At 47.0% G+C, this 17012-nt stretch carries 16 protein-coding genes and 3 pseudogenes; 7 read left to right on the forward strand and 12 right to left on the reverse strand.

The annotated features are described in order from the left end of the window. Positions 1-233 precede the first annotated feature (233 nt). The 6 genes from QMO62_RS10075 to QMO62_RS10100 all read right to left on the reverse strand — a co-directional run bounded on the left by QMO62_RS10075 (position 234) and on the right by QMO62_RS10100 (position 4077). Positions 234-722, reverse strand: a complete 489-nt coding sequence (locus QMO62_RS10075; protein WP_284640811.1) for a hypothetical protein — start codon at positions 720-722, stop codon at positions 234-236. A 173-nt stretch (positions 723-895) separates the two neighbouring features. Then, positions 896-1408 carry a GNAT family N-acetyltransferase gene (locus QMO62_RS10080; RefSeq protein WP_284644910.1) on the reverse strand — a complete coding sequence of 171 codons (513 nt, stop codon included), beginning with the start codon at positions 1406-1408 and terminating at the stop codon, positions 896-898. Positions 1409-1539: 131 nt separating this feature from the next. Beyond that, the gene (locus QMO62_RS10085; protein ID WP_284640813.1) at positions 1540-1923 is read right to left on the reverse strand and encodes a hypothetical protein; all 384 of its coding nucleotides are present in this window, start codon (positions 1921-1923) and stop codon (positions 1540-1542) included. 255 nt (positions 1924-2178) lie between these two features. Beyond that, positions 2179-2889: a M24 family metallopeptidase gene (locus QMO62_RS10090; protein WP_284640815.1), complete on the reverse strand. Its 711-nt coding sequence runs from the start codon at positions 2887-2889 to the stop codon at positions 2179-2181. Positions 2890-3017: 128 nt separating this feature from the next. Further along, entirely contained in the window at positions 3018-3482 is a 465-nt protein-coding gene (locus tag QMO62_RS10095) for a GNAT family N-acetyltransferase (RefSeq protein ID WP_284640816.1), read from the reverse strand. A gap of 136 nt (positions 3483-3618) precedes the next feature. Beyond that, positions 3619-4077 carry an NUDIX domain-containing protein gene (locus QMO62_RS10100; protein WP_284640818.1) on the reverse strand — a complete coding sequence of 153 codons (459 nt, stop codon included), beginning with the start codon at positions 4075-4077 and terminating at the stop codon, positions 3619-3621. Positions 4078-4387: 310 nt separating this feature from the next. Between QMO62_RS10100 and QMO62_RS10105 the strand changes: the two are divergent. The 3 pseudogenes from QMO62_RS10105 to QMO62_RS10115 form a co-directional block, all read left to right on the forward strand. Continuing rightward, positions 4388-5029: pseudogene (locus QMO62_RS10105) on the forward strand (IS110 family transposase); the annotation flags it as partial. Then, positions 5016-5366 (forward strand): annotated as a pseudogene (locus tag QMO62_RS10110) (tyrosine-type recombinase/integrase); the annotation flags it as partial. The pseudogenes QMO62_RS10105 and QMO62_RS10110, both read left to right, overlap by 14 nt. Continuing rightward, positions 5359-5538, forward strand: a pseudogene (locus QMO62_RS10115) (DUF6262 family protein); the annotation flags it as partial. The pseudogenes QMO62_RS10110 and QMO62_RS10115, both read left to right, overlap by 8 nt. Before the next feature lie 13 nt (positions 5539-5551). Here QMO62_RS10115 and QMO62_RS10120 read toward each other — a convergent pair. The 4 genes from QMO62_RS10120 to QMO62_RS10135 form a co-directional block, all read right to left on the reverse strand. Then, the gene (locus QMO62_RS10120) at positions 5552-6406 is read right to left on the reverse strand and encodes a GNAT family N-acetyltransferase (RefSeq protein WP_284640819.1); all 855 of its coding nucleotides are present in this window, start codon (positions 6404-6406) and stop codon (positions 5552-5554) included. 250 nt (positions 6407-6656) lie between these two features. After that, entirely contained in the window at positions 6657-6803 is a 147-nt protein-coding gene (locus tag QMO62_RS33550; RefSeq protein ID WP_372516666.1) for a hypothetical protein, read from the reverse strand. Positions 6804-7365: 562 nt separating this feature from the next. After that, complete coding sequence (locus QMO62_RS10130) at positions 7366-7755, reverse strand: carbohydrate-binding protein (RefSeq protein ID WP_284640821.1); 390 nt, start codon at positions 7753-7755, stop codon at positions 7366-7368. 251 nt (positions 7756-8006) lie between these two features. After that, complete coding sequence (locus QMO62_RS10135) at positions 8007-10553, reverse strand: adenosylcobalamin-dependent ribonucleoside-diphosphate reductase (RefSeq protein WP_284640823.1); 2547 nt, start codon at positions 10551-10553, stop codon at positions 8007-8009. Positions 10554-10794: 241 nt separating this feature from the next. Here QMO62_RS10135 and dat point away from each other — a divergent pair, with 241 nt between their 5' ends. Further along, complete coding sequence (gene dat, locus QMO62_RS10140) at positions 10795-11625, forward strand: D-amino-acid transaminase (protein ID WP_284640824.1); 831 nt, start codon at positions 10795-10797, stop codon at positions 11623-11625. A gap of 32 nt (positions 11626-11657) precedes the next feature. Here the strand turns inward: dat and lipM are convergent, their stop codons facing one another. Next, positions 11658-12506 carry an octanoyltransferase LipM gene (lipM, locus tag QMO62_RS10145; RefSeq protein WP_284640826.1) on the reverse strand — a complete coding sequence of 283 codons (849 nt, stop codon included), beginning with the start codon at positions 12504-12506 and terminating at the stop codon, positions 11658-11660. 162 nt (positions 12507-12668) lie between these two features. Between lipM and QMO62_RS10150 the strand changes: the two genes are divergently transcribed. The 3 genes from QMO62_RS10150 to QMO62_RS10160 all read left to right on the forward strand — a co-directional run bounded on the left by QMO62_RS10150 (position 12669) and on the right by QMO62_RS10160 (position 16656). Continuing rightward, the gene (locus tag QMO62_RS10150) at positions 12669-14468 is read left to right on the forward strand and encodes a DEAD/DEAH box helicase (protein WP_284640828.1); all 1800 of its coding nucleotides are present in this window, start codon (positions 12669-12671) and stop codon (positions 14466-14468) included. Then, a complete protein-coding gene (locus QMO62_RS10155) occupies positions 14465-15526 on the forward strand; it encodes a YqhG family protein (protein ID WP_284640830.1) in 1062 nt (353 codons plus the stop codon). The genes QMO62_RS10150 and QMO62_RS10155 overlap by 4 nt, the downstream gene beginning before the upstream one ends. A 179-nt stretch (positions 15527-15705) precedes the next feature. Then, positions 15706-16656, forward strand: coding sequence for a glutamate--cysteine ligase family protein (locus tag QMO62_RS10160; RefSeq protein WP_284640832.1), 951 nt, complete (start codon positions 15706-15708; stop codon positions 16654-16656). Between the two features lie 86 nt (positions 16657-16742). On the opposite strand, the gene QMO62_RS10165 is transcribed toward QMO62_RS10160, so the two are convergent. Further along, positions 16743-16955: a YqzE family protein gene (locus tag QMO62_RS10165; RefSeq protein WP_284640834.1), complete on the reverse strand. Its 213-nt coding sequence runs from the start codon at positions 16953-16955 to the stop codon at positions 16743-16745. Positions 16956-17012: the final 57 nt, after the last annotated feature.

The raw sequence follows: 17012 nt of genomic DNA on the forward strand, positions 1-17012 counted from the left end.
GCGATAGCTAGAAATAAAAGGAAAATCGACAGTTTCTGTTGTTTGATCAATTATATTTCCTCCATCGTTAGATTAATGGTATTGTAACCTTATGTTTCAGCGAACTTAGCAAACACCTCAATATTTTAAACATTCGTAAATTGGTTAAATTATCCTGCCAGTTAACAAAATGGAGGTTGCCGGTCTTGCAGCAACCTCCTCTTGATGTCCCTTTATTGCGTTATCGTTCCCCGTTAACTCAACGAATCCTTAAGACTCATACCCAAATTAATCATCCGAATAAAATAATCAGTTTTTCCGTCAGATTGCCTGTACTCCCCAACTTCAAATTCAATTAAATTAACTATACCCTTCAGTATTTCAGGGATTTCCTTTTCATCGCTTAGCCAAGCAATATCTTGGTTTGTGTAAGGGAATGAACTATGTGGGTTAGATGTATGTAAGTACAATGCATCACATGTAGGATACTCAGAATCTAAAAATATCCAGACTTGAAATGGTTTTGAGTTCGATAAATCTGAAGTATTGATTTTCTGGAATAACTCAATGTAATGTTTGATGTGGCTTCTTCTGTCCTTGGCCTTCTCACTTATTCCTTTCCCATCAAAGTGCATATGCCACATACTATACCAACTGGTTTCTTCAGATAAGTGGTGGTTAAAATTTTGAATCCGATTTTTTATTTTCCGATAATACCGTCTTTTGCCACGAACTTTCACCATTCAGATTACCTACTTTTAGATAATATTTATGTGAGATATTCACCATTTAACAAAGTTATCCTCCCTTTAGTTTAACGTGGCTACCGAATAAATGCTTGCAGCCGCGTCTTGATTGAGCTATCACCTTCCGTTTAAAGGTTGTTTTGCCATTTGTAGTAAATTTTAAATTATGCTCATTTTGTTCGCTCTACAGAATACAGAAAAAATTCCATATCTATATTCCTAAAATTCTTAGTATCTTTATCAATAATATTCATACCGTTTCGAACAGCAACTTTTTGAGCGGCTATATTTGTGTCCCTAATAATAGAACAAACCCTATTTGCATTAAGAACTGAGAAAGCGTATTCCTTGCAAGCAATTGCCGCTTCTGTTGCGTAACCTTTGTGCCAATACGCTTTTTGAAACAAAAATCCTATTTCCAAAATTTCTTTTTCTCTCCAGCCTTGCATTGTCAAGCCACATTGACCAATCATTTCGTTTGTTTCTTTTAATACAACAGCCCAAAGTCCAAAACCATACTCTTCATATCTTTTAAGATGTCTGTTAAGCCAACTTTGTGCTTGTTCTAAGTTGAATGCACTTTCATAAGCAGCACGCATTACTTCCTCATCACATAATATTCCGCACAATGCATCATAATCGGACTGCATCATTTCTCTAATTATAAGACGTTTTGTTTCTATTAAAAATCCCCCACCTTTCTATTATATCAATAACCTTTCAAAAATTTCTTTCTTCTCGTTGTTCAGGGAGCAGTTGCCGCGGTGGTCTGCCCCCTGGTTATTCCAGTAACGTTCCCAGATAGTTCAGTAACTCAAAACGAACTATTTCCGCATGCCAATGAGTTCCATGCCGCAAGTTGGGGAATGGATCCACCCTGAATCCCGGAGGGTGTAATCGCACATATTTGTTTCGGCTTTGCACCTACTCCAAACGCAATCACAGCACTAACCTGCATAGGTTTTTCATTCACCTGGAAGGTCAGCTCTGCATGACCCGTGCAATAGCAACCATCGTCGTATTCAGCTCGAACGTTGCTGAACGATAGTAGCCGAACCCCTTCTACTTCAGCCAGTCGCTCCCAAGAGGTTGCCTTACTACCCTCGGTTTTTCGCCCTTCCCAGCCAAACAGTTCCGCTGCTCTCTCGTAATTTTGCTCCTGAACTGCTCTGAGGAATGAAACGGTTTGTTTTTGCATGCCTAGTTGATTCCAAAACAAGGTCGATTTGTACACCAAATACATTACACACAATAATAATCCCACATAACCTACTGATCTTACCAGTGTTTGATTTATCTCCGATCCCTCCGTTCCATACAGAAGACGAAGTCAATAAGGCAAGTGTTGCGTTAAACTGCCATTTAGCTTAACGCGAACCAGGGAGCAGCTGCCGCGCGGCGATCCGTTCCCTCGTTATTGCGCTATCGTTTCCCGTTAACTCAATCTTTATCTTTATAAGACAAACAATTTGCCATCGCGGAAATAATAAATATCCTCTCTCTTAAATCCGTATTCTCCGTTCTTGTGCTTAATATGTGGTTCAAATGTAAAGAGAGTTAGATCACTAAGCTTAGTCTTATTTCCCGACTCAAAATATCTCCTGTTATCCTTATTAAACTCAATTGTATGTCCCACATTTCTAGCAAAATCAAGGTTTGTATAATCGAATTGGTTTATTACATCATTCATATGCAGGTAAACATCTTCAAAAGTCATGTCTGGTTTGATATAATTCATAAACATTTTATGAAGTTTCTCTTCAACTTTTACTCCATCCAAAAGCTGGAAATCATTATTACTCCATTCTAATGCGTCTACACCGTCAGCCTTTCCATCAATGATTATAAACGTTCGGGCATAATCACCCCAATAGGTGTTAAACTCCGGGCTAAGGTCTACAGTTACAATATCATTCTTGCTAACTAATGTTTCCGAAGGCTTATAACCCTTGCCTGATTCGGAAATGGTTGTTCTCTTTCCAACGTGAACAAATGCCCCTACGCCATGATACCAAAAACTATTTACGCCTTTTGCTCTCATAATGTCTTCGGCTTTACAAGCGATTTCGCGTTCTGAAATGCCTTCTTTAATTACATTCGTTAACTCACTTATTGTAGATTTAGCGATAGATTGAACATGTAGATACTTAGACAAATGCTCCACAAATAACCCACCTTTAACGTAAAGAGTCGTTATTAATTTCTTCCTTTTGTTTTAAGTATCTGCCCGTTACTGCAACGACACCAGGGAGCAGCTGCCCGTCGGTCTGCTCCCTGGTTATTCCGCTAACGTTACCCGTCGCTTAGTAAACACCACTTATAGATACATTTTTGTCTTTCTCCTTCAAGATACATGTCATTATAAGGAGGAAGGTCTACAATATCATTCAATTTAGCACCAATGTACTCACATGTTTTTCTCGAAGGAATATTATCTGGATTACATGTAATTATTAGATTTTCCATACCATGTACCAAAGCTACTTGTTTAATTAACAGACAAGCCTTTGCAGCGTAATGATTACCTCGAAATTTTTCGATTATCGAATAACCTATATGTCCACCGTAGTAAAGATTTTCATTGTTTCCAATCCGCACATCAATTTTACCCATTATCTCATTAGACTCAATAAGGACGATGTTGTATTTATAGGCAGGGACAAATCCCTTTCCTTCATCTCCTGGAACTTTTTCATGGATGCATAAACTTATTTCCCTACCTTTAATGAAGTCAAAATCTAAAAACTGAAAAACCACGTTCATTACCCCCAATAAAAGAAATACTTATTTACATATTTTATGAGATTCATGATAACAGCCCGTTAGTTGTAATAAGGCTGCCAATATCTCGCGTTAGCTTTTTAATGTGTTTGAATTAAAATATCGTTCCCAGTTAACGTAATGAATTACACCATTCAAGAACTGCCTTATCAACATCATCAATATAACCAACCTCTTCAGTTAAATTCCAAAGTAAAATTTTATCTGTTTCGTGATTTACTTTAAACGGGGCTATGGAATCCAGTTCAGCAAAGAAAATTGGATTATATTTTATTGCTCCGTCTGGTTTCCTAACCTTCAGTAGACCCTTATAATCCATATCTTGAACAACCTGCGCTGTTTCCTCATATAGCTCTCGTATAGCGCATTCTTTGGCTGTTTCATTGTCATCTCTTCCTCCGGCAGGTACTTCCCACTGTTTTCTCCATGTATTAAAACAAATAAGATATTTACCGTCGAATCTCACCACCGCGTATGAACCTGCCAACGGTTCATAATTTGTTAGTTCAAGTTCATTCAATGTAATGCACTCTATAAACTCGTAGCCATTTTTATTAATAATACCTGTCATTTTAAGTCCCGCCTTACCCAAATTGTACCATAGGCATAGGCAGCAATTATTGAGCAAAACTGCCCTTTCGTATTATGGGATCAGCCAGTTATTACTGGTTGATCCTTTTTATTTTAGGGTCGACGATTATACGTAGCCGGGTCGAACGTACCTGCCCGTGGGACTTGATCCCGTCAGCTATAATGTTCACCCCTACTTGTTACTACCATGTTTGAGGCTGGTTGGGACGTAGATCCCGTATAACAAGCGATGCTATGGAATACAAGAAGGTCTAGGGGCTACCGGAAAATTTATTTATGGGAGAGATCAAATGAATCCAGTTATCGGTCTAGATATTTAAAAAGCTGAGAGTCATGGTCAGGCTTTTTTAGATCGTGGTAAGCCTCAAGGAGGAGTCTTTAAATTTGAACATACACAGGAAGGATTGTCGCTCCTTCTTCGAATGATCCAGGATCTTCAAGAGAAGACCGCGGCACAACCTATCGTTATTTTAGAAGCAACCGGTCACTATCAAAGCCCTGTTGTTCAATATTTAGAGGAGCATCATTGCCAGTATATCGTCATTAATCCGCTCATTTCCAACAGATTAAGGAAATCTAATCTTCGTAGAGTGAAGACGGATGCCGCAGATGCCTACCTACTAGGGGAATTGTATTACAAAGAAGAGTTTCAGGACTTTAGAAAAAGAGGCGTTCAACTGCTCAATTTACGCTCTCTAACACGTCAACACGAAGCCCTGTCTAACATGTGTGTACAAACGAAGTTGCAGTTTCATGCAGTCTTGGATCAAGTGTTTCCAGAGTACAAAGGTGTGTTTGGAGCCCTTTATTCTAAGGTTTCACTCAAGTTTTTAAGCCAGTATCCCACTTCACAATCGGTCCTACAAACCGACGTGAGCCAGCTTAAATCCAGTATTGCATCCCTGCTCACTTCAAGGAGAGGACGTTCTGAATGCGATGGATAACCCTTACGGAACATGTCACGCTCGCTTGAAAGGAGACTGTCCTCACATGGAAGCACCACCTTGCTTGACGTGCAACGGAGGAAGCCCATGTAAGGATTTAGCCATTGGCTTCTCTGAATTGGATGTACAGAAATATGAATTGCATATTAAAACCACATCGAGAGCGATTGAGGCAGCAAAACAACATGGTCGTGAGGATATGGCTGAAAAACATGAGAAAAACTTACTTCGATACCAAGGCATTTTAAATAACCTTCAAGAAGGCAATATCATTTTCGGTAGGCAAGACCGTATAAAAAGAAAGGTGGGTGCTGGAAATGGCTAATTACGACCGTACAGCCCATCTGAAGAGCATTCATGAAAAGCGGAAGGCGAATACCTTGGAAAAGGTAGACCAAGCGATTAAACGCCTTATACGAGCCAACAAGGGCATCAATTTTAATAGCGTGTCAGAAGAGTCGGGCGTCTCAAAGGCAAGTTTATATAACCATATAGATATAATTCTTATTTCTAAACATCCAATGCCTTGAGTTCTAATCTTACAGGAAAGGTATACCCCATTGACTCTAACAACTTCATAGCTTCCTCATCTTGTTCATTAACCAGCGAATAAACTTCGTTTCGACCATTCTTAATGTGATACTCAAAACCCTTCGTTATGAGAAACTCACCCAACCCTTTATTACGCCAACGAGGAATTACGAATAATCTTTCAACTGCACCAGTTTGCCAACACATAACGCTGCCAACAAGTTCATCGTCTTCAAATGCAGAAATTGTATGTAATTCTGGCCCACCCATCATCCATTCCAACATATTTACACTTCTGTATACAACACCTTGATAAAATTGATTTTCTAGTTCTGTATATTTGATTCTTTCCTCTTTGGATTCCATCGGGTGAAATTTAACTTCAACTCCAACAGGCGTTCTGACTTCAGGCATCGGTTTTTCAAGTGAACTCTTTGCTAAATAATATGTTTGATAAGGGATAAAACCCTTCTCTTCGTAAAATTCTCTGTCACCATAAAAGTCTTTCCACGCAACCAGTTTTGTTTTCTTGTTTGGATTACGGAGCTTATGACACATATTTAAGAATATAGGGTAAAGAGCCATTCTCACTTCATTTAAACGATTTAAAGCTAATTCATTAGTGGGCATTTCGATTTCGAATACATCATGATCATCCGCTATTCCATGCCGTAGGTATCCCACACTAATTAAATTACCGTCCTCATTAAAAACACAACTCATCCTCTGATGATCGTAATCTTTATTGTACTTAAAAAGTATCCATGCTTTGTGACTTAAATTTTTAACTGTATCCTCTAATTCGGTGCAATATGGACGAACTTGTAATGACATCCTAATGTCCTCCCTGAAAGGTGTTTTTTCAATCGTAGCAAAGGAAACAGTTTAAAAATATAGAAAAGATAGTTCAGAATCATTTATTACACAAAAAATCACATCATATGATCTGATGTGATTTCTATGACCTATATTTTTGAATAAATGATCTTTTTAATACTATCGTTGGAAAGACAGAATTGATCAGAGAGTTCATCTATTGTTGAACCATCGATATATTGTTGACGTATTTTCTCGTTTCTGTGGCTCAAATGTTTTCGACTCCCTGAATTTTCGCCCACTTCTTCCGTTGTCCTTCAGGAGTTGGAACGTAAACCATGCTACCATGGATATATTTCTGTATTTCCTTTAATAGTTCTTCTGGAAAAATGATATCGGCGTTTACATACTTCATGATAGCTCTGCTCCTTAAAATTAATTAAAATTTAAGGTTGCAAAGCCTATCCTATAAACAACTATCGCAAAACGCTGATATTAAGGCGGTAAAATAAATCCTGGCTCCATACAAACAACCGCCGTTGTTTATAGATCAAGACTTTGCATGGAGCAGATCGTAGATTTACCCATAATCTGAGACCTCTCTTTCAAAAATTATCAGTGTCTATTCTCTATATTACATTCGATAATATTTGATTGTTTCCTGCAACTAATGTAAATGTTTGGAACTAAGCCGCTCGTTAGTGTAGCGATCGATCCTCGATTAATACCATTTTCCTCAGTCCGGAAAATAATAGGTTCTACATATTAGTTATGAGTAATATGTAAACCCCTTTATTTTAATAAATATTTCTCCCCAAGGTCTTGATAATTTCCCAGTCTAGGACTTTATTTTCTTTGGACATTTGCCTTGGATAAATATTACAGCATTACTCCGAATGGACAGTATAATTTCTTGCTTGATTATATGCAAGCTCCACTTGATCTCCCAATCCGTATGGCACAACAAGAGGCTTTTATTATTTTTGTTTATCGCTGGAAGCATTGATTGCAGCAAGATGATGAGCAGCGCTCTTTTGCTCCAATTGCCAATAATCGACCTTGAACAGATTACCGGTCGTTGCTCCCCAGTATACCATAAACAGGTCATGAACACCCGGGGCGTCGGAAATACTGGTAGTTTTTGTCTTCCAGCTATTTTCCCCATCTGTGTTGGAAATAGGAAGTATACCAATTAACGGGCCATCCGCACTATCGAGATGCAGCTCTATGTTTCCTCCGCCGGAACCGCTGGCAACATTGGCTGTAAATGTCCCGGCGCCTGTTGCGCCAAAATCAACTTTGGAGGCGGCTGTCCAATCCCCATCATTAATGCTGCTCAGCAGAATAGCATGGTAGTAGCAACTCATAGGTTATTTAGATTTATAGTCCATTCAAGAATCTATATATTCCATTACATCAAGTACATGTGTTTACAGAAAAACAAAACTAGGCCAGGGATTTGATTGATATCCCTGACCCAATTGTATAAATATACACTATATTGTATGAAAATCAAATTCCAATGAATTATGGACCAAACCGTCTAACGAATTATGTTACAATTCCAATTAATTCTGGAATTTCACAAAAAATTCCAATTAATCCTGGAATATCACATTTAGCTACACTTGCTATACCCGCACTGGCTGCAGGACTTGCACCCCTCTGTATTGACCAACGAAGCCGAGCCGCAGGAAGGGCAAAGGTCTAGCGAGGTTTGAACCGCCGGTGCCGAAGCAGCAACACTTTCCGATTCCGCAACTATCACCTCGCGGGTAGCCGTGATATAAGCATCCGCAGCATCATAGCTTTCTCCATGCATCTCAAGCGCCTTTGCCACAGCGTCGGCAATGGATTCGACCCGGTTCACCCCGAAGCCGATGGCGCCTGAGCCTCCGATCCCCTTCAGATGCTTGATAAGCAGCTGCGTTTTGTTCCCGTGATCTCCATAACGCAAGAATAACGAGCAGACGCGGCCCAGCGCCTCCGACATCGCGAATACGTCCGAGCCGGCCTTGCCGACATTGAGGAAGATCTCACTCGGACTGCCGTTCATATCGTTAATGGTAATATACGCCATGCCGAACGGCGTGTTGATCTTATACGTAGCGCCCCGAAGCACTTGAGGGCGGCGTTTGTATTCCTTATCGATCACCCGTTCCGTAACAGGAAGGACCTCGGCAGCCGTAGGCAAGGAAGTATCCTTTGCTTCCTGCGCTTTCTCCTTCTCCTCTTCCTTCTTCTCGGTAGAGAGCACTTGAACGTCCCGGCTGCCGTCGCGATAAATGGTGACGCCTTTGCAGCCTAGATCAAACGCCAGCTCATACAGTCGTTTGGTCTCTTCCACGGTAAAATCAGCCGGACAGTTGGCTGTCTTGGATATGGAGCTGTCCACCCAGCGTTGAATGGCTGCTTGTGTTCGAATATGATCCTCCGCCGACAGGTTCATTGCGGTTACGAAGTAATCCGGCAATTCCTCCCCGGGATGCAGGTCCATCCATTCCTGAGCGATCGGTACTAGCTGCTTGTCATAGCCCAAACGGCTTTGGCGATAATACTCGAAGGCGAAATACGGCTCAATTCCCGTGGAAGTGCCCACCATTGTCCCCGTACTGCCCGTCGGCGCCTGAGTGATAACCGTAACGTTGCGCATTCCCTTTTGCTTAATGGCTTCGCCTACTTCAGGGTACGCTGCAACCATGTTCTTCATAAACCCGCTCTGCAAGAACGGCTCGGACTCAAAGTTGGAGAAGGATCCCTTCTCTTCAGCGATCTCCGACGAGGCCAGATAAGCTTCCTTGGCCATAAACCCGTACAGCTTATCGAGAAATGCCAGCGATTCGGGACTGCCATACCGGATCCGGAGCTTAATCATCAGCTCGGCGAGGCCCATGGTCCCAAGTCCTACACGACGTTCCCCCTGCTGATTTACACGATTCTCCTCAAAATGATAAGGCGTCTTATTGATCACGTTATCGAGGAACCTCGTCGAATATCGTACGACCTGTCCGAGCTCCTCCCAGTCCACATCATGCTTGTCGGCATCGTAGAACTTCGATAAATTTACGGCGGATAAATTACAGACTCCCCACGCAGGCAGGCCTTGTTCTCCGCACGGATTCGTACAAATGATCGGGTTGAAATACCAGCTGTTCGACATCTGGTTATAGTACTCCATAAAGACGACGCCCGGCTCAGCCGACTTCCAAGCGGATTCGATAATCGTGTGCCAGACCTCGCGGGCCTTGACCGTACGATATTCCACTACACGCTTGCCCAGCTTTCTCCAACGGTCAAGGTCCCCGTCCCATAGCTCATCGTAATCCGGGTCGCTCGTATCCGGGAACAGCAGCTGCCAGTCCAGGTCCTCCTTCACCGCCTTCATGAAGCTGTTGCTGACGCAGACAGAGAGGTTTGCGTTCGTAATCTGCCCCATGGTTTGCTTCACGGTTATGAAGTCCACGACATCGGGATGCCAGTCGTTCATCATCAGCATAAGCGCCCCTCGCCGGCTGCCCCCCTGTTCAATCAAACCCGTGGTGTAGCTGAACAAGCCGCCCCAGGACACCGCTCCGCTGGAGGAACCGTTCACACCTTTAACGATAGCTCGTCGCGGGCGCAATGAGGATAGGTTGATCCCTACGCCGCCTCCGCGTGCCATGATCTCGGTCATCTCCGACAGCGTAGCCATGATCCCGCCCCGGCTGTCCTTGGGCGAAGGGATGACGTAACAGTTGAACAAGGTCAGCTCGTCGCTGGCGTCTGCCCCAGCAGCGATCCGGCCCCCCGGAACCAGCTTCCAATCGTCCAGCACATAGCGGAACTTTTCGGTCCATTCCTTGCGCTTTTCCGGGGCTTCAACAGAAGCCATGGCCGACGCGAGACGGTCCCACATTTGCTCCGGTGTCGTCTCAACGGTAAGCGTAAGCTTTTCCACAGAGGAATCAACCAGCTCTCCATTCCTTAGCCTTACCTTCACGGATTGCCCTTCACGGCTGATCACCTCACCGACCTCTTTGGCCGGAAATTTCGGATCATCCTTCGTCAGTACCAGGACCGTGTCCCCAACCGCAGTCGCACTCGTGTCCGCCTTCTTCATAGCGTAACGGTCTAAAAAAATCTTCTCGCTTAACCCCTCAAGCTTCATACGCTGCATCGTCTTCACCCGGAACCCTCCCGAAAATATATCCCTATATAGGAATCACAATATGTAGTATGTAATAACAATGATACTATACAATATATTGTGTCCGCAATAACAAGTCTGTGATTTTTCTCTCTTTATTCCTCCTCATCTTTGACATTTCTGTGTACCCTTGCTACCCTAAATACATCTTACCACGCTTTAAAACAGGTATCAAACATATGTTCCCACCAACATAACAGAACCCATTCAGGAGGCCCTTATGTATTTATATCAAGACAGGTTTCTTCCTAAGGAGGAACTCCATATCTCTCCGGAGGACCGCGGATACTACTTCGGCGACGGGATTTATGAGGTGTTTCGCGTTTATAACGGACAGCTTTATGCGCCTCAAGGACATTGGGACCGACTTCATCGCACGGCAAAGGAGGTTCGCATCCCCCTTCCTGCCGATACGGACAAACTTCAGGAGCAAGTCCAAAAGCTTATTCAGCTGAACAAGCTGGAGGAGGGTACGGTCTATCTCCAGATCACACGAGGCGCTGCCCCGCGGCAGCATCCTTTCCCGCAGGACGCCGAACCTGTACTCATGGCCTATACGACCGAGGTGAAACGCCCTCTAAACACCATGCAATCAGGAATTGCCGCAGTAACGATGGAAGATATTCGCTGGCTCCGCTGCGACCTGAAGACACTGAATTTGCTCCCGAATGTACTGGCCAAGCAGCATGCCCTTGACCAAGGCGCCTCCGATGTCATTCTCCATCGCAGCGGCACGGTAACCGAATGCAGCGCCTCGAACATCATGATGGTCAAGGACGGAGCCGTTTACACACATCCGGCCAACCACCTGATCCTGCACGGCATTACGAGAGCTGTCGTCCTGAAGCTGGCGCACCGGCTGGAGATCCCGGTTCATGAACATGCGTTCACATTAGACGAGCTGGCCAATGCCGACGAAGTATTCATTACCGGTACAACCGTAGAGGTCACACCCGTTGTCTCGATCGACAATCGCCCCGTAGCCCAAGGTACTTCCGGCCCCGTTACTAAGCGATTGCAGCAAGCCTTTGAATCCACAATACCGCAATAAGGAAGAAAAACCTTCGGAGAAGCCCCTAAAGGCTACCTCCGAAGGTTCCACTCCGCATGTCCGTATTTTTCCGCCGTAAGCTGCTCCGCCAGCTCCACCTCGTACGAGGTCGGATCTTCCCGCTCGAACCGAACGTTCAGCCCCTCGGCTAACCCTCTCTCAAACGATTCCTTCACTTGATCCAGCTCCACCGCCGGGCGACCTAGGTCCCTCAGGATATCGTTGATCGCGACAGCCTTTTTAACAAATTGCTGTTTCATCCTCTCCATCACCCGCTCACTCGGGAACCGAAGCAGTCCGAACAGCTGCTCTACATCCAGCTCGAGGAGAATCGAGCCATGCTGCAGCACCACACCCTTTTGCCGGGTTTGCGCACTGCCGGCCACCTTCCTGCCTTCCACAACCAGCTCGTACCATGAAGGCGAATCGAAGCAAGCCGCCGAGCCCATCGACGCGTACTGACGCTGCTCCTCCTCCGACGCCAAGGACACCATCGCAGCATCCAGCCCCAGGTGCCGGAAGCCGAGCAGCAGCCCTTCGCTTAACACCCGGTAGGCCTCCGTTACTCCTCGCGGAATCCCCGGATAGCTCTCAGCCACGATGATGCTGTACGTCAGCTCCCGATCGTGCAGCACCGCACGGCCGCCGGTCGGTCTTCGCACGAAGCCGAGCCCCTCCCGCTCCACGCGCTCAAGATCTACTTCCCCTTCCGCCTTCTGAAAATACCCGATCGATAGCGACGCAGGCGACCAGCCGTAGAATCTGACGGTCGGAGGCACCAAGCCTTCACTGTGCGCGGTAAGAATCGCTTCGTCCAGCGCCATATTATAAGCGGGAGAGCATGCTCCCGAATCGACCAAACGCCATACCTCTTCCTTCATAATCTGCTCACTCCTTCTGTCCTGCTTACCGCACCTCCTGCCAAAAAGGCAGAACGCTACCTATCATCATAATGCATTCGCGTTTGGTTTGAAAGCCGCCCTTTTCGTACATACTAAATTTTAACTCTGATAGATATCCGCAGACCGCAAAGGAGTGCACCGATGAAATCAACCCAGTCAAAAGAACACGTGCGACAACTGAACGACCATGTGCAGCTTCATTTTGACAGAGAGTGGTTCGAGGAGCTGCACGCCAGAGCGATGAAAAACGGCCCTTGGGACGATTGGACCATGTTCCAGCTTGCCTATGAAGCGGAGGAATCGGCGCTGATCCGCAGCTTCGACGAGCTCCAGTGCCTTACTCACCTCCCGAATCTGGTACCGATGGACCATCAGATCGATACGGCCAAGAAGGTGCTCACCGAGATGCGGGGACGCGCCATACTTGCCGATGAGGTGGGACTCGGTAAGACGATCGAAGCCGGCCTTATATTAAAAGAATACATGATCCGCGGGCTGGTGACCAAAGCCCTTATTCTTGTCCCCGCCTCCCTTGTGCTGCAATGGGTCCGGGAGCTGAATCAGAAGTTCGGCATCCCCGCCGTAGCGCAGAAGAAGGAATACATGTGGGCATCGAATGATATCGTCGTAGCCTCTATGGATACCGCCAAGCGCGATCCTCATAGAGACATCGTGCTCGGACTCGAGTACGACATGCTGATCGTAGACGAGGCGCACAAGCTGAAGAACAAGAAAACAACCAACTATAAATTTATAAATGAGCTTCGCAAAAAATATTGTCTCCTTCTGACCGCCACCCCGGTGCAGAACGACCTGAAGGAGCTGTACAACCTAATCACCCTGCTGAAGCCCGGCCAGTTAGGAGGACAAACGAGCTTCCAAGCCAACTTCGTGGTCGATAAGCGCGTTCCGAAGAACGAGGATCAGCTGCAGCAGGAGCTGTCCAAGGTCATGATCCGCAACCGCCGCAGCGACGGCAACGTGAATTTCACGAAGCGGATCGTCCGCAACATCCCGCTTCAGCTCTCTCCGGAGGAGCAAGCGCTTTACGACGGCGTCACGAACTTCGTCAAGGGACGTTACGAGGATGCTGCCGGCGATATCAGCAGCATTCTGGCGCTGGTGACGCTTCAGCGGGAGGTGTGCTCAAGCCGTGACGCCGTGTTTATCACCCTCGTGAACCTGTTCAAGAAAACGGCTGAGGATTCTCCCCTCCGGGCCAAAATCTGGGAGCTCGTCGAGCTCATTCGAAGCATCAAGGCGAACACGAAGGCGAATAAAGTCATCGAATTGATTCAGCAGATCAATGATAAGGTCATTATTTTTACGGAATACCGAGCCTCTCAGGAATACCTGCTTCAATATTTGAAAGAACACAAAATAACGGCGGTCCCTTACCGCGGCGGCATGAACCGGGGCAAAAAGGACTGGATGATGGATCTGTTCCGCAACCGCGCCCAGGTGCTGATAGCGACAGAAGCCGGCGGCGAGGGGATCAATCTGCAGTTCTGCAGCCATATGATCAACTTCGATTTGCCGTGGAACCCGATGCGCGTGGAACAAAGGATCGGCCGCGTTCATCGTCTCGGGCAGAAGGATGATGTGAAGATCTATAATTTGTCAACGACTGGAACGATCGAGGAACATATCCTGAACCTCCTTCATGAAAAAATCAACATGTTCGAGCTCGTCATCGGAGGACTGGACACGATTCTGGAACGCTTCGAGAAGAAGACGTCGCTGGAGACTCATCTCGCGAAGCTCATTCTCACCTCGAGCAGCGAAGACGATATTCGTAAGCAGATGGATGATCTCGGACGCTCCTTCTATGAAGTGAAGGATGAGTATGAGCAGGAAGCCTCGGAAACGGGCCGCCTGGCTACCATGCTGAATGCGGTAGGTCAAACCGTGGCCGAGGGAAGGGAGGACACTCGTCCATGATGCAAACGGAGCACATTCGAAGCTATGTGATGCGTTATCTGGAGGCGGAGCAATGCGACATTGTCGAGAAGCACCCTGCTTATGTGACGGTCAAGCTCTCCCCTTCCGCGGATAAGGACTTGAATCATCGCCCTTACTACTGGAGCTTCGTCGAGCGGACCGGCGTAACGCCGGAAACGATGACCTGCACCCTCATCTTCGAGCCCGAAGCCTACCGCGAGCTGCACCCTCAGCCCCAGGGCATGATGCCCGGCATGGCTCCAGCGGCCGCGCCGCCAGGCATGGCCCCTGTCCAGCCTGCCGCTGCCCCGCAAACAGCACCGGCGGCGCCCGGTCAGCCGGTCGTTGCATCGGGACAGCCCGCGCCCGGCACTCCGCCGCAGCAAGGAGACAGCATTCTCGGCCGCTACTTCGGCTTCGTGCCGACCAGCTTCACTGCCCGGATCCCGCGGGACGAGCTGACCTTCGGGAGCCGCAGGCTCGAGCAAATCTTCGCTGCCGTCCGAAGCAAAGGAAGGTTCGTCCGGTTGTTCGAGGCTTATGTGCCGGAGCAGCCGAAGAACGCGCCGACAAAGCCCTACGAATCCTGGTTTGCCGTGAACTTTAAGGTAGAGCTCGCCTGCGACATGAAGCGAAGCGAGATCCATTCCATCGGGATCCATCTGCAAACCGGAGAAATTCGAGAAAGGTTTCACGATAGCATCCGTACGAAGAAAATGACACCCCGACTGCCGAATCACGTGTATGTCACACCGGATAAGATCGCTTTGCAGCGCGCTGTCCTGTTCCTGGAGGAGCATCTGGAGCAAAAGCTGAGCGGATATGACCATCGTTGGGCGGAGGAGGCAAATCTGCGTCTTCAAGACGAGCTGGATCGAATCCGAGCCTACTATGAGCCATTGCTGCAGGCTGCTGAGGAAGAACAAAGGCCGGAAATCGAAGCCCAATATCAAGGCCGCGAGCAAGAGATCGAATGGCAGTACCAGCCGCGGATCCACATTTCCGTCATCAACTGCGGTTTGTTTCATTTCCCGGCTGCGAATGGAGCCATCTCCTAGCGAACTCCTGGCGAAATGTGCGAACAAACGCACAATATAGGGAAAACTTTTTTGGAGCCGCCTACAAGTTCTAACAAACTTTTTACCGGCATATGATTTACAATAAAGGCATATTCTCGCCGGCAAGCGCATAGGGCCAGGGCCTTTACCCACCAAATCCAAACGCAAGCAGGTGAACCATGATGAAATTTCAAGCGATGCGGCTGGCTGTTTTGCTGCTGGGGACAAGCCTCCTGGCAGTGTGGCCGCCCACCTCCTCGGCTGTGCCGGAGGCGGTGCCTTCCGTATCTTCGCAGCAGCAGGCCATACAGCAAGCCGTCCAAAAGGCGCTCCCGCCGAATGAGCAGCTGCCCGCAGCCCCCTCGCTGAATGAAGCGGTGAATCGGTTCTTTCAGCAGCTTGCCGCACAGAAGGGCTTCGAGTCTTGGCAGCAAGCTACGTGGACAAGCTACCCGCTAGGTCCGGGCTCCCATGGCTGGGTCATTCTGGTTAAATCAAACGGCCAAGAAATCGGCTATATGATCGTCCACGCCTCGCAAGAGGGAACGTATCAGTTAACGGAATACGGCAACGGCGATTATCCGCTCTTCAGCTTACAAACGCTGTATCAAACCTTGATGCAGCAGGAACTTATCCCTTCCTCCTTAGTTAGATGGTATGTCAGTCCGCTGCAGGCGGTATGGGAGCTGACATTAGAAGGCAACTCCGGCGAGCCGCTATACATCGACGCCAAGACCGGCGAGCTGCTGCCTCTGACCAAAGACGTTCTCCAAGAATCGATGTTGTCCGGCTCCATGAATGCGTTCACAAAACCGGAGCCTGCGCATACAATAATAGAAACTGGTACGACCGCACCGTTCGATCCTTATGCGAAGCTGCCGTGGGTAGTGGAGCCGGACGAAACGGGCGTGCAGGTACATCATCCTTATCAGGAACTGAAAGCTGACCTGGTAAGTCAGCGGAGACTCACCTTCGCAGCGGAGCTGTTTGACGGACGGATTACCGTTCCGCTTGCCGTTACCGGCTTCCAGGAATGGTCCGACAGCAGCCGGTATTTGCGGGTTCACCAGGACGACGAACGGTTCCTGCCGTTTGAAGCGATGGATGCCGCAGGTTATTTCTTCCCTTAGGTTTTTCTCCTCCTTTTCCCTATATAGAAAAGCTTCCCAATCCCTCCGAAAGGAGCTGAGAAGCTTTTCCTTTTTTATTTTCCGTCTTATTCATCCTGCTTGTCCCTCGCCAGCCGATGCCTCAAAGGCTTCGTCCACATACGCAGCGCCAACGGAAGCATCCCGAACCACCGGGTTTCCCAGTGCTCGCGTCCCTCACGCTGAGTGGCCCGCACCTGCTTGCGAACCTCCTTCGGCATTTCGATATATTGAACGACCCGCTGCGTGACATATTTGACCAGTTCATCGCTTTTTGCCATGACTAAGCACCTCCCTTTCCCATTATGGCCCATTCCACTTCCGCGCAAACAAAAAAA

This window comes from Paenibacillus silviterrae, from assembly GCF_030167925.1.
Classification (GTDB): domain Bacteria; phylum Bacillota; class Bacilli; order Paenibacillales; family NBRC-103111; genus Paenibacillus_G; species Paenibacillus_G silviterrae.

Coding starts and splice junctions, on each gene's coding strand:
- QMO62_RS10075 (WP_284640811.1), bottom strand. CDS start 722: ATGGTGAAAGTTCGTGGCAAAAGACGGTATTATCGGAAAATAAAAAAT.
- QMO62_RS10085 (WP_284640813.1), bottom strand. CDS start 1,923: ATGCAAAAACAAACCGTTTCATTCCTCAGAGCAGTTCAGGAGCAAAAT.
- QMO62_RS10100 (WP_284640818.1), bottom strand. CDS start 4,077: ATGACAGGTATTATTAATAAAAATGGCTACGAGTTTATAGAGTGCATT.
- QMO62_RS10120 (WP_284640819.1), bottom strand. CDS start 6,406: ATGTCATTACAAGTTCGTCCATATTGCACCGAATTAGAGGATACAGTT.
- QMO62_RS33550 (WP_372516666.1), bottom strand. CDS start 6,803: ATGAAGTATGTAAACGCCGATATCATTTTTCCAGAAGAACTATTAAAG.
- QMO62_RS10130 (WP_284640821.1), bottom strand. CDS start 7,755: ATGAGTTGCTACTACCATGCTATTCTGCTGAGCAGCATTAATGATGGG.
- dat (WP_284640824.1), top strand. CDS start 10,795: ATGTATTTATATCAAGACAGGTTTCTTCCTAAGGAGGAACTCCATATC.
- lipM (WP_284640826.1), bottom strand. CDS start 12,506: ATGAAGGAAGAGGTATGGCGTTTGGTCGATTCGGGAGCATGCTCTCCC.
- QMO62_RS10150 (WP_284640828.1), top strand. CDS start 12,669: ATGAAATCAACCCAGTCAAAAGAACACGTGCGACAACTGAACGACCAT.
- QMO62_RS10155 (WP_284640830.1), top strand. CDS start 14,465: ATGATGCAAACGGAGCACATTCGAAGCTATGTGATGCGTTATCTGGAG.
- QMO62_RS10160 (WP_284640832.1), top strand. CDS start 15,706: ATGATGAAATTTCAAGCGATGCGGCTGGCTGTTTTGCTGCTGGGGACA.
- QMO62_RS10165 (WP_284640834.1), bottom strand. CDS start 16,955: ATGGCAAAAAGCGATGAACTGGTCAAATATGTCACGCAGCGGGTCGTT.